Source organism: Mycobacterium sp., assembly GCF_052144515.1.
Classification (GTDB): domain Bacteria; phylum Actinomycetota; class Actinomycetes; order Mycobacteriales; family Mycobacteriaceae; genus Mycobacterium.
In genome coordinates this window covers 26,671-39,479 of record NZ_JBKQQD010000476.1, presented here as the reverse complement: position 1 = coordinate 39,479, position 12,809 = coordinate 26,671, and the positions used below count along the sequence as shown (strand labels likewise).

Genomic DNA, 12,809 nt, shown 5'->3' with positions numbered 1-12,809 from the left:
ACCTCGCAACAAGGAAAAGCTGGTACAGGCCAGCGGATCACGCATGCGCCACAGCCAGACCCCGCCGAGTTGAGGGCAACCACGTCGACGACCACACGAAATCACCCATCCACGGATTCAGGCTTAGCTGCGCGGCGGCCGCGGGTCGTTGGGGTCGTCCGGGTCGGGCTCACCAAACCATCGTGAGGCCACGTGCTCGGGGTACGCGTCGTGCCAGGCCCACCACTCGTACGGCTTGGTCTGGGGGTAGCCCTGCGGCGAGTCCTCCCAATCCTCTTGGCGCCCAAGCGCAGTCATGTCCAGGAAGCTCCAGGTGTTGCCCAGCACCTCGTCGCCGCGGTTGTTGATGAAGTAGGTGCGGAACACGCGGGGGCCGTCGTGGATGAACGCGTTGGTGCCGTGCCATTCGTGCACGCCGAAGTCGACGTCGAAGCTGTCGGTGATCGTGTACCACGGCATTTGCCAGCCCATCCGTGCCTTGAGTCGCTGAATATCCGCCTGCGGCGCGGGTGAAGCAAACACCAGCGTGGTGTCGCGGGCGTTGAGATGGGCCAGATTGCCGATGTGGTCGGCGATCATCGAGCAGCCCGGGCACGCGTGGTCCGGCCAGCCGTGCACGCCCGGCTCGAAGAAGGCGCGGTAGAGCACCAGCTGGCGCCGCCCATCGAACAGGTCCAGCAGGTTCAGTCTGTTCTCGGGGCCGTCGGGACCCTCGAACTCGTAATCCTTATCCACGGCCACCCATGGCATCCGCCTACGCATGGCCGCCAGCTCGTCGTGGGCGCGCATCACCTCCTTCTCCTTCACGAGCAGTTGCTGGCGCGCGGCCTCCCACTCCTGCGCCGACACGATCGGGGGTGTATCCATTTGCGTCGTTCTCCTTTCTGTTTCGCCCAAACTTCAGGTCAGGCCCGCCAAGCCTGCCGCTGTCAGTAGGTACGCGAGGTGTTCACCGCGATCACCGTCGGCGATCTGCAGTACCGACTTGCCGACTTGTTCCGCACTCAACGCGGGTCCCGACGACGACACGAATGTCTCGACATCGACGCCTTGCCGCTCGGCGTAGGCCGCGACCGCCTTGGCGCCCAAGTCGGTGGCCGGGGTCAGCTGCGGGAGAACGGAGATGAAGTCGATGTCCAGCCCGGCCCGTTGTGATTCCATGGCGGCATAACTGGTGATGAACCTGACGGTGGACTTGGCGCCGGCGTACCCACCGGACAGTGGCGACCCTTTGACGGCGGCGCCGCTGGACATCGCGATCACCGTGCTGCCCGGCGCCAGCGGGCGCCGCAGTGCATAACGGGTCCAGTGAAAAGCCTGCGCGACGTCCATATTCCAGTTCTGACTGAAGCTCTCCCAGGTCTGGTCTTGCAATGGGGCCATCTGCGGAGCGGCCCCGGCGCACAGCACAAGCGTGCGCGGCCGATACTCGTCGAGCAACCGGCTGGCCGTCGCGGGATCGGCGGCGTCCGCGGCCACGGCGGTGAAGGTCCCCATCGAGGCAGAGCCCAACTCGTCGCGCAGCTCGTCAAGCGCGGAGGCGCCGCGCGCGACACCAACTACGTGGGCGCCGGCCGCCGACAGCGCCGTGGCGATGGCGCGGCCGAATCCGCGGCCGGCCCCGGTCACAATCGCTGTCGAGCCGGCGAGGCCATCGGCGCGGGTTTGCAGGGACGTGTTCATGCTCGTACTCGCTTTCAGGTGATGCGGATCGGTGTTCACTACTTCAGATACGGCGGGACGCCACGATTCATCGCCGCCCACGTCAACCGATGAGTTCGGGCCGCTGGGCGTATCTATATGAATGTCGGAAGGAGCCTGACCGTGCCAGCTCAGGAGCGTTTTATGGAGCAGGCGGCGCCATTTCGCGCCGAGCTGATTGCGCATTGCTATCGCATGCTCGGATCGTTGCATGACGCCGAGGATCTGGTCCAGGAGACGTACCTGCGCGCCTGGCGCGGGTATGAGGCCTTCGAAGAGCGCGCAGCGTTGCGGACGTGGCTGTACCGGATTGCCACGACCGCATGCCTGCGGGCGCTGCAGAACCGTACCCGCCGAGTGCTGCCGGCCGGACTGGGCGGCGCCTCGACCGACCCGGACGCCAGTCTCGACGGAAGCGGTGGTGCCCATGACTGGCTTGAGCCAATCCCTGACGCGTTGATGTTCGAAACCCCGGAAGAAGCCGTGACCGTAAGGCACAGTGTCCGGCTGGCTGTGATGACGGCCCTGCAAGAACTTCCGGTGCGTCAGCGGGCCGTGTTGATTTTGCGCGATGTCGTGCAATTCAGCACCGCCGAGGTTGCTGAGCTCCTGGAGACCACGCCCGCCGCGGTCAACAGCTCGCTACAGCGGGCCCGAGCCCATCTCGCCGAGGTCTCCCCCACCGAGGAAAACCTGGTCGAGCCCGATAGCGCCGGAAGGCGCGACCTGCTTGACCGCTACTGCGCGGCGTTCGAAAACGCGGACATGGCCGCCCTCACCGCGTTACTGCAAGCCGACGTCAAGCTCGAAATGCCCCCTCTGCCTATATGGTTCACCGGACGGGACACCGTGGTGCGCTTCCTGGTCGCGCGCGCGTTCACCACGCCGGGCGATGTCGTGCTGCTCCCGACGGCCGCGAACGGGCAGCCCGCCGTCGCCGAATACCGGCGCACCGCCGATGGCGTGATGCGGGCGCATTCGATACATGTCCTGACGGCGGGCGTCACCGACGGCACCACGGGGATCGCCGCTCTGACCGTCTTTCTCGACCCGGCGCTGTTTAACGCGTTTGGTTTACCGCCTACCCGGTAACCTTCTAATGTCGCAGCGATCGGCGCCCTCGTCAGTTTCCGAGATCCATCGCTTCCTGCATATCCCTGCGCATGTCGGTAGACATGTGGCTAAGACGCCATCAGGATTAGGCGCGTATTCGTACTTGGAAGGTGACGGAATGAAGATTCCGGGCGTGCCCGGCCTAGTAGGTAGTTTGGCCGGTGGCGTGACCGGTGGCGCGGCACAGGTGGTGCGCGCCGGGGTCAACGCCGCGGCCGGAGCCGCGGGCACGGTGCAGATGCTGGCCAGCCCGGTGGTGGAGCTGGCCGGCCCGGTGATGCAGTCGGTGGCGCAATCGACGGGCCGGGTGCTCGGCAATTCTTCGACCGGCTCCGTCAATCACGTCGAGCCGCCGGTGCGCTGGCAGAGCGGCCGGCGGGTGCACCTGGACCTGGATCCGCTGCTGCCGTTCCCGCGCTGGGACGAGCATGCGGCGGTGGTCGAGGAGCCGGTTCGCAGGATTCCCGGCGTGGCCGAGGCGCACGTCGAGGGCTCACTCGGCCGGCTGGTTTTCGAAATCGAGGAAGACCTCGAGGGTAGAGACGCCGACGCCGTCTTGGACGAGGTGCGTGAAGTCGTTGGTGCCGTGGCAGCCGACTTGACCTTGGCAGGAGCGACAGGGGGACCGAAGACTGCGCCCTTCGCCGACCCGGGCAACCCGCTGGCGATCCTGGTGCCGCTCTCCGCCGCGGCGATGGACGTGGTCGCGATAACTGCCGCCGTTACCGGCTGGGTCACCCGGCTGCCCGCGGCACCGCAAACCACCCGGGCCGCGGCCGCTCTCATCAATCACCAACCGCGGATGGTGTCGCTCCTGGAGTCACGACTGGGTCGAGTGGGCACAGACATTGCGCTCGCTGCGGCGACGGCGGCGGCCAACGGGCTGACCCAAGCGGTCGGCACACCGCTGCTGGATCTGGCGCAACGCAGCTTTCAACTGTCCGAGGCGACGGCTCACCGACGGGTGTGGCGGGACCGGGAGCCTCAGCTGGCCTCGCCCAAGCGGCCGCAAGCGCCGGTGGTCCCCGTCATCTCGTCGACCGGGGCAAAGTCGCAGGCGCCGCGGCACAGCTGGGCAGCCGCAGCCGCGGGCGAGGCATCGCACGTCGTGGTCGGCGGATCCATCGATGCCGCAATCGACACCGAGAAAGGGTCGATGAAAGGGCCCGTGGAAAGCTACGTCGATTCGGCGGCGAACGGTTCGTTGATTGCCGCGGTGAGTGCGTTGGTGGCCGGCGGCGGCACCGAAGCCGCGGCCGGCGCGATCGAGGCCGGGGTACCCAGAGCGGCGCACATGGGCCGTCAGGCGTTCGCGGCGGTGCTGGGTCGCGGGCTCGCCGATGCCGGGCTCCTGGTGCTCGACCCGGGTGCTCTGCGCCGCCTGGATCGAGTCCAGGTGGTCGTCATCGACGGCGCCGCCCTGCGCGGTGACCACCGCGCCGTGCTACTCGCCCGCGGAGATGCGCCCGGCTGGGACGACGACCGCGTCTATGAGGTCGCCGACGCGCTGCTGCACGGCGAGGAGGCACCCGAGCCCGACCCGGATGAGTTGCCGGCCACCGGTGCGCGCCTGAGATGGGTCCCGGTGCAAAGCCCTTCGGCCACGCCCGCCCAGGGCCTCGAACACGCGGACCTGGTAGTCGATGGCGAATGCGTCGGCGCCGTCGACGTCGGGTGGGAAGTCGACCCCTACGCGATCCCGCTGCTACAGACCGCGAACCGCACTGGAGCGCGGGTGGTCTTACGCCATGTCGCCGGCACCGAGGATCTTTCCGCCAGTGTTGGCGCGACACATCCGCCCGGTACGCCGCTGCTGAAGTTGGTGCGTGACCTGCGGGTGGATCGCGGACCGGTACTGCTGATCACCGCCTTGCACCGGGACTTCGCCTCGACCGACACGCTGGCCGCGCTCGCCATCGCCGACGTCGGGGTCGCGCTCGACGATCCCCGTGCGGCCACGCCGTGGTCCGCGGACATCATCACCGGCACCGATCTGGCCGCCACGGTGCGGATCCTTTCGGCGTTGCCCGTGGCCCGGTCGGCCAGTGAATCCTCGGTGCGGCTTGCCCAGGGCGGCACCACCCTGGCCGGGCTGCTGCTGGTCACCGGTGAGCCCGCCACCGGGACCTCTAACCCGATTACCTTGCGACGCTGGTTCAATCCGGTCAATGCGGCCGCAGCGACCGCGTTGATGACCGGCGCTTACTCGGCCAGCAAGGTGATACGGCTGGCTGATCCCACTCCGCAACCGCTGACCGCCTGGCACGCGTTGGACCCGGAGATTGTGTACTCCCGCCTTGCCGGCGGCACACGACAGCTGGCGGTCGAGCGCGGTACTTCGGACTGGCGGCGTCGTCTCGACGACCTGTCCTACACCCCGCTGCTCGCGCCCCTGCGCAAGCCGGCAAGCAACCTGGCGAAGCTCGCGGCCGCCACCCGGCATGAGCTCGCCGATCCACTGACCCCGATCCTGGCGGTCGGGGCGGCGGCGTCGGCGATCGTCGGCAGCAACGTCGACGCGCTTCTGGTCGCCGGTGTGATGACCGTCAACGCGATAACCGGTGGGGCCCAACGGTTGCGGGCCGAGGCGGCGGCCGCCGAGTTGTTCGCCGAACAGGACCAGATGGTGCGGCGCGTCGTGGTGCCGGCGGTGGCGACGACGCGGCGCCGCTTGGAGGCGGCTCAGCACGCCACGCGTACGGCCACGGTGTCGGCGAAGTCGCTGCGGCCCGGCGATGTCATCGACCTGGCCGCGCCCGAGGTGGTGCCGGCGGATGCCCGCATCTTGGTCGCCGAGGACCTCGAGGTCGACGAGTCGTTCCTCACCGGCGAGTCGCTGCCGGTGGACAAGCAGGTGGAGCCGGTCGCAGTCAACGACGCCGACCGCGCGAGCATGCTGTTCGAGGGCAGCACGATCGTGGCGGGACGGGCCCGCGCGATCGTGGTCGCCACCGGGGTCGGCACCGCCGCGCAACGCGCGATCTCGGCGGTCGCCGACGTCGAAACGGCGGCCGGAGTCCAGGCCCGGTTGCGCGAGCTGACCAGCAAGGTCCTTCCGCTGACACTGACCGGTGGCGCCGCGGTGACCGGATTGGCATTGCTGCGCCGCGCGACGCTGCGCCAAGCGGTCGCCGACGGCGTCGCGATTGCGGTGGCCGCCGTCCCGGAGGGCTTGCCGCTGGTGGCCACCCTCTCCCAGCTTTCCGCCGCCCAGCGCCTGACGGCGCGGGGAGCGCTGGTCCGCGCTCCCCGAACCATCGAAGCCCTCGGCCGCGTCGACACCGTGTGCTTCGACAAGACCGGCACCCTCACCGAGAACCGGCTGCGCGTGGTGTGCGCCGTGCCGGCCACAGCCAAGCCAGAAGATCCGTTTCCTGACATCACCAATCCGCACTCCGCGACGGTGCTGCGCGACGCCGCGCGGGCGTCGACGCAGCCGCACGACGGGCAGGGCCACGCGCATGCCACCGACGAGGCGATCCTCACCGCGGCGAGTTCACTGGCCGGGCCGGCCAACACGAACGGCGAGTCGGGCTGGACCGTACTCGCGGAGGTACCGTTCGAGTCCAGTCGCGGCTACGCCGCCGCGATCGGCACAACCGGCTCGGATGGCAAGGACAAGGCGCCAACGCTGATGCTGAAGGGCGCACCGGAGCAGATCCTGCCGCGGTGCCGGTTCGCCGACCCCAACGCCGACCGTGCGCACGCAGAGACGTTGGTGCACAGCCTCGCGGAGCAGGGCTTGCGCGTGCTCGCGGTTGCGCAGCGCTCCTGGGAGCTTGAAACCGATGACGACGACGACACCGATGCCGACGCCGTCGACGCCGCCGCGCACGACCTGGAGCTGATCGGCTATGTGGGATTGGCGGACACCGCACGGCCCTCCTCGCGCCCGTTGATCGAGGCGCTGGTGGAAGCCGAGCGCAATGTGGTGCTGATCACCGGGGACCACCCGGTCACCGCTCGGGCGATTGCGCGTCAGCTGGGCCTGCCGTCGGATGTGCGCGTGGTGACCGGAGCGGAACTCGTCGGACTCGACGAGGACGCGTCCGCCAAACTCGTTGCCGATGTGCAGGTCTTCGCCCGGGTCAGTCCGGAACAGAAAGTGCAGATCGTGGCGGCGTTGCAGCGCTGCGGGCGAGTGACGGCGATGGTCGGTGACGGCGCCAACGATGCCGCCGCCATCCGGATGGCCGACGTGGGCATCGGGGTGAGCGGTCGCGGTTCTTCGGCCGCCCGTGGGGCCGCCGACATCGTGTTGACCGACGAGGATCTGGGCGTGCTGCTAGACGCGCTGGTCGAGGGCCGCAGCATGTGGTCGGGTGTTCGCGATGCGGTGACGATCCTGGTCGGCGGCAACGTCGGCGAGGTGCTCTTCACGATCATCGGGACGGCGCTGGGCACCGGGCGGGCGCCGGTGGGTACCCGTCAATTGCTCTTGGTGAACCTGCTCACCGACATGTTCCCCGCACTTGCGGTGGCCGTCACCTCGCAATTCGACGAACCCGACGAAGATGAATATCAAACCGACGAAGAGGCCGAAGCGGCGCGTCGCGCATATCAGCGCCAGGTGCTGACCGCGCCCACACCGTCGCTGGACGCGCCGCTGATGCGCCAGATCATCAACCGCGGCGCCGTCACGGCCGCCGGCGCAACGGCGGCATGGGCCATCGGGCGCTGGACGCCGGGCACCGAACGCCGAACGTCGACAATGGGATTGACCGCAGTGGTGACGACGCAGCTGGCGCAAACCCTGCTCACCCGCAGCCACAGCCCGCTGGTGGTGGCCACGGCGCTAGGCAGCGCGGGCGTGTTGGTGGGCATCGTTCAAACCCCGGTCATCAGCCAGTTTTTCGGGTGCACACCGCTGGGGCCGGTGGCCTGGATGGGCGTGTTGGGCGCCACGGGGGGAGCCACCGCGATCTCCGTGCTAGCGCCGAAATGGCTCAATAGGACGGTCGGGATGATCGTCCCCGACCAGAACGAGGACCAGGACGAGGACCAGGAGTGAGACCCGGGCTACGCCCGAGTTGTACTACTAGACCGTCCGAACACGCGTCAGCTAACTTGGCGTGATGCGGCGCGCCTCATTCGAACAGATGAAGTGCTCGGTCGCCCAGACACACCTACGCGTGCCGGAGTTCGTTCCGGATAACCTTCCCGGCGGGATTGCGTGGAATGCTTTCGACGATGTGGATGTCTCTGGGCTGCTCGAAGCGAGATACCTTGCCCTTCAAGTACTCTCGTATCGCCTGCTCGTCGAGTTCGCTCCGCGACCGGAGCACGATGAACGCGGCAAGCCGTCGGCCGAACTGCTCGTCGGGCACGCCGACGACCGCGGTTTCGGCGATGCCGGCGTGTTCGGCGAGCGCATTCTCCAGCGCGCGCGGATAGACGTTCTCGCCGCCCGAGACGATCATGTCGTCCTCGCGGCCAACGATGTACAGCCGGCCGGAGTTGTCGAAGTATCCCATGTCGCCGGTGCTGGTGAACCTGTCGATGACGGCTTTGGCGTCACCACCGGTGTAGCCCGCGCCCAGTTCACCGCCGACGAAAATGCGTCCGGTCACGCGCGGCGCGACGGGCCTGCCGCTTCTACTGTAGATGCGCACCGGGCATCCGACGACCGGTTTGCCCACGGTTTCGGGGGCGTCCCGCAGTTCCAGTGGTGTTGCCAGCGAACCGATTCCGACCTCGGTGGAGCCGTACCCGTTGTAGAGGATGTCACCGTAGGCGTCCATGAACCGTCGTCCCAAGCTGGGATCGAGCCGGTCGCCGCTGGATATCACCGCCCGCAGCGACGGCACCGGGTTGCGGGCCCGCACGGGCCGGGGCAGATCCAGGAGGCGCGCCAGCATGATGGGGACCACGCTCATCGCGTCGGCCCGCTGCAACGACGCCCGCGCGAGTGTGGTTTCGGCGTCAAAGCGGCGATGGGTCAGCACCGTGCCGCCCAGGCTTACCGTCAGCATCAGCATACCGAGTCCCAGCCCGTGAAACATCGGCACTGCCACCGCGATTCGCGATCCGACCCGAAGCTGGGTGCGTTCGATAAGTGTCACGCCGACGCCGATACCCGAATTCAATCGGGGCACGCGCGGCACGCCCTTGGGTACGCCGGTGGTGCCCGAGGTCAGCAGCACGATGCGCCCGGACGGCGCGACTTTGGGTCGCGGCTCGCCTCGCTGTTGGGTCTGCACGGTTGCCGGATCGATGATCCGGACCGACTCGTGCGCGTCGCGTATCCGCTCGGCAAATTCGTTGTCGCAGAACACCGTCGTGACTTGGTGCGAACTCAACGCGCCGCTGAGCGCGTCGGAGCGAAACTCGGTATTCACCAGCACGATGTCCGCACCCACCAGTCCGGTGGCGAACACCGCCGCAACGAAGTCGCGTCCGTTGCGGCACATGATGCCGACCGCTTGCCGCGCGCCAAGCTCGTCGCGGTAGAGCTCGCCTGCCAGCGATTCGATCTTCGACTGCAGCTCGCGATAGCCGAGCGCGCCGTCGTCGTCGATGATCGCGGTCCGGTCCGGCCAGCGCGCCGCCGCGATCGCGAACAGGGTGTAGACATTCGTGCCAGCCCGATACACCTCGCGGATCAGCCGCAACGCGGCGGCCGGCGAAGGGGGACCGAGCAGTCCGGACGACACCAGCGCTCGCGCCGCCGTGGCTGCCACGTCAGCCGTCATCGCTGGTCCTTGCCGAGCGAGTTGTCTGGCGCCGTGACTCGGCGAAGAATCTGCGGTGCCACAGCTGCGCCGCGCGATCGGCGGGCCCGGCCAGCAGCACTGACGCCAGTTCGGCCGGCCACATCCACGGTGGTTCGATCGTGCGGGGCCGCTCGATGATCGCTTTGGCGATCGCGTCGGCGGCCTCATCCGGATGCATGCCCGGAAGCTTGCCCAGCATCGGCGTGGGCTCGATCATGCGGGTGCGGACCAACGCGAAGTAGACCGACGTCACGTCCACGCCGTCGTCATGCAGTTCCGGTGACACGCTGCGCAGCCAGCGGTCGAAGGCGCCTTTCGATGCCTGGTAGGCACCCCACTGCGGGCCTGGCACGACGCGAACGCCGACGCTCGACACGTTCACGACGTGTCCGCCGCCGCTGTCGCGCATCGCGGGCAGCAGTCCGAGCAGCAGCCAGATCGGGCCCAGGTAGTTGATGTCGATGGTGCGCTGGAAGTCGTGCGGCCGGTCGTACTGGTGATGCAGGGACCGGCGCAACGACTTGCCGGCGTTGCTCACCACGATGTCCAGCGGGCCGTGGTTTTCGGTGATCTGCTTGGTCAGCACGTTGACGGCGGCCTCGTCGGTGAGATCGGTCGGGTAGGCGACCGCTCGCCCACCGCCCGCGTTGATCGCCGCCGCGAGGTTGTCGAGCCGTTCGGCCGATCTGGCGACCACCAGCACGGTCGCCCCGGCCGCGGCCAGCTTGCGCGTGGTGGCCTCGCCGATTCCGTAGGAAGACCCGGTCACCAAGACGGTCTTGCCGGAGACGGCGCTGCGCAACTTGTCGGGATCGGTTACCCGCGCGGGGTTGGCCAATCGATCGGAGGCCTTTTTCAAGGCCCCGGTTAAGGCCTGTGTTATCACGTCCACCTTCACTGCCGCGTTGGCAAAAACCCACCGAGGTGCGGCTCTGGCTTAACCGTGCTCCTCGACCCCTAAACCTACAGGTAGCCGACCACATCGCAGTCCGGGTGCGGATCCCGGCCTGACGTTGATCACTGCGTCGAGACCATCGCCGAATGTGCGGCCGCCTCGATACTCGAGGCACCATTATTTCACGATTCTTCATGGCCGTCCCGTTGGGATGAGACTTCCTCTCCCACAAGTGATTTAGAGATCGTGCACGACGACCGAAAGCACGCGAACCGTCTCACTCGTGGGATTGCGGTAGTGATGCGGCGTTGCGGGGTCGAAGGCCATGGAGTCCCCTGCTACCAGTCGCAGCGTCTCGAATCCGACGACGGCTTCGAGCTCACCCCGCAGGACGTAAAGGTATTCGCGGCCGTCGTGGCGCAGCGCTCGCCCATTCTCGGTGGATTGTCCGCCGGGTTCGTAGACGATCTCGATGAAGTCGACCTTGCTGTCGTGGGTCGGCGTGAGGCGCTCCCAGCGGACGCCCGTCGAAAGTTCGATGGTGTTGCGGTCACCGGCCCGCTGCACTATGCCTGCACCGTCGGGGCCGGTGACATGACCAAATGGTCGGCCCTCCGGGTGCGGCGCCGCTCCCGGTGCGGTGCTGATACGCGGCAATCGCGGCAGCTCTCCGGGTTCCACGTCGCCTGCGCCGAACAGGAAATCCAGTGAGATGCCCAGCTCGTTGGCCAGCGAATACACCACGCCCGCAGAAGGTGTGGTCACTCCACGCTCCACCTGGGAGACCAGGCTCGCCGAGCATCCCGCCCTGCGCGCCAGTTCCCGTACGGACATGCCCCGCGCGGTGCGAATCTCACGGAGCCGTCCGCCCAGGCCGCCCGGCGCCCCGGCTGCTCGGGACACCGAACCGTCCGTCATAACCCTCCGACTGTGCAGTACAACGCACGATTATTTGGTCGATGCTACACGGGGTTCGACAAAGCTACTGGACCACCCGCGCCACAGCGTGACAATCCTCACTTAACTTGACAGCGGGACTACACAACGCGTGCACTATGTTGCACACCCTGAAAGGAGAACGCCATGACCACTTTCAAGACCAACCGTCGCGCCACCGATGGAGTGCAGCTGTTCCACGCACCGGACAGCCTGGCGCAGAACTTGCAGAAGGTGCTCGTCGACTTGATCGAGCTGCACCTGCAAGGCAAGCAAGCGCATTGGAACCTTGTCGGTACCAACTTCCGAGACCTGCACCTGCAACTCGACGACGTCGTCGACATTGCGCGCGAAGCCGCTGACACAATCGCCGAGCGCATGCGCGCCCTGGATGCGGTTCCCGACGGGCGTACAGACACGGTCGCAGCCACCACATCGGTGCCGGGCGCACCGGCGGGCCTGGTTGGGACCGCGGACACGGTCGACATCATCACCGACCGGATCTACGCCACGGTGGACACGATGCGCGTCGTCCACGATGAGGTCGACGCCGCGGACCCGTCGTCCGCGGATCTGCTGCACCTCATCATCACCGACCTGGAGAAGCAAGCGTGGATGCTCAAGTCGGAGAACGGCAAGGTCTAAGAAAAACTCCATTGCGATGGGACCAATAGGCGCGAAAGAAACGGAGATTCACGGAATGAACATCGCAGGTGCCCGCGTGCTGGTAACCGGGGCCAACCGCGGCCTGGGCAAGGCGTTCGTGGAGGAACTGCTGAAACGCGGCGTGGCCATCGTGTACGCCGCGGCACGTAACCCTGAGACCATCGACGTCGGCGACAACCGGGCCATCCCCATCCGTTTGGACATCACCAATCCCGACGATGTGCGCGACGCGGCCTCGCGCTGTGCCGACGTCACGTTGCTGATCAACAATGCCGGCGCGATGCTGCGGAGCCCGCTCTTGGCCGCGACCGACGTGGGCGCGGCGCGCAGCGAGATGGAGACCAATTATTTTGGGACGCTGGCGATGTGCCGCGCGTTCGCACCCGTGCTCGCAGAAAATGGCGGCGGGGCAATAGTCAACGTGTTGTCGGTCGCCAGCTGGTTGGCGTCGCCGTTCAACGGCTCTTACTCTGCGTCGAAATCCGCCCAGTGGGCCTTGACCAACGCGATCCGCACCGAGCTGCGCGCATCCGGCACCCTCGTCGTCGGCGTGCACGCGGGATGGATCGACACCGACATGGCAGCCAACGTGCCGGAGGCCAAGATTTCGACCGGCGACGTCGCCGCCCAGACACTGGATGCCGTCGAGCGCGGAGATGAAGAGGTTCTCACCGACGACGCGACGCGTCAGGTCAAGGCATCGCTACCCACCGACCAATCGTCGCTCTACCCCGAGGTCCAGCAACAGTGGGACGCGAACGACTGGCCTTGGAAGGACTGATAGC

At 67.3% G+C, this 12,809-nt stretch carries 9 protein-coding genes; 4 read left to right on the top strand and 5 right to left on the bottom strand.

Features of this window, described 5'->3' with window-relative positions:
- Positions 1–123: 123 nt before the first annotated feature.
- Entirely contained in the window at positions 124–867 is a 744-nt protein-coding gene (locus ACLP9N_RS32240) for a DUF899 domain-containing protein (protein ID WP_442411190.1), read from the bottom strand.
- A 33-nt stretch (positions 868–900) separates the two neighbouring features.
- Entirely contained in the window at positions 901–1,683 is a 783-nt protein-coding gene (locus ACLP9N_RS32235; protein ID WP_442411189.1) for an SDR family NAD(P)-dependent oxidoreductase, read from the bottom strand.
- A gap of 141 nt (positions 1,684–1,824) precedes the next feature.
- On the opposite strand from ACLP9N_RS32235, the gene ACLP9N_RS32230 reads away from it, so the two are divergent.
- Together ACLP9N_RS32230 and ACLP9N_RS32225 are read left to right on the top strand one after the other, a co-directional pair.
- On the top strand, positions 1,825–2,793 hold the full coding sequence (locus ACLP9N_RS32230; protein WP_442411188.1) for a sigma-70 family RNA polymerase sigma factor: 969 nt from the start codon (positions 1,825–1,827) through the stop codon (positions 2,791–2,793).
- Positions 2,794–2,932: 139 nt separating this feature from the next.
- Positions 2,933–7,825, top strand: coding sequence for an HAD-IC family P-type ATPase (locus tag ACLP9N_RS32225; RefSeq protein ID WP_442411187.1), 4,893 nt, complete (start codon positions 2,933–2,935; stop codon positions 7,823–7,825).
- Between the two features lie 115 nt (positions 7,826–7,940).
- Here the strand turns inward: ACLP9N_RS32225 and ACLP9N_RS32220 are convergent, their stop codons facing one another.
- The 3 genes from ACLP9N_RS32220 to ACLP9N_RS32210 form a co-directional block, all read right to left on the bottom strand.
- On the bottom strand, positions 7,941–9,506 hold the full coding sequence (locus ACLP9N_RS32220; protein ID WP_442411186.1) for an AMP-binding protein: 1,566 nt from the start codon (positions 9,504–9,506) through the stop codon (positions 7,941–7,943).
- A complete protein-coding gene (locus ACLP9N_RS32215; RefSeq protein WP_442411185.1) occupies positions 9,496–10,419 on the bottom strand; it encodes an SDR family NAD(P)-dependent oxidoreductase in 924 nt (307 codons plus the stop codon). The genes ACLP9N_RS32220 and ACLP9N_RS32215 overlap by 11 nt, the downstream gene beginning before the upstream one ends.
- A gap of 240 nt (positions 10,420–10,659) precedes the next feature.
- Positions 10,660–11,340, bottom strand: coding sequence for a helix-turn-helix domain-containing protein (locus ACLP9N_RS32210; RefSeq protein WP_442411184.1), 681 nt, complete (start codon positions 11,338–11,340; stop codon positions 10,660–10,662).
- Between the two features lie 165 nt (positions 11,341–11,505).
- Between ACLP9N_RS32210 and ACLP9N_RS32205 the strand changes: the two genes are divergently transcribed.
- Positions 11,506–12,003 (top strand): Dps family protein, encoded by a 498-nt coding sequence (locus ACLP9N_RS32205; RefSeq protein WP_442411183.1) that lies wholly within the window; start codon positions 11,506–11,508, stop codon positions 12,001–12,003.
- 55 nt (positions 12,004–12,058) lie between these two features.
- Positions 12,059–12,805 (top strand): SDR family oxidoreductase, encoded by a 747-nt coding sequence (locus ACLP9N_RS32200; RefSeq protein ID WP_442411182.1) that lies wholly within the window; start codon positions 12,059–12,061, stop codon positions 12,803–12,805.
- Positions 12,806–12,809: the final 4 nt, after the last annotated feature.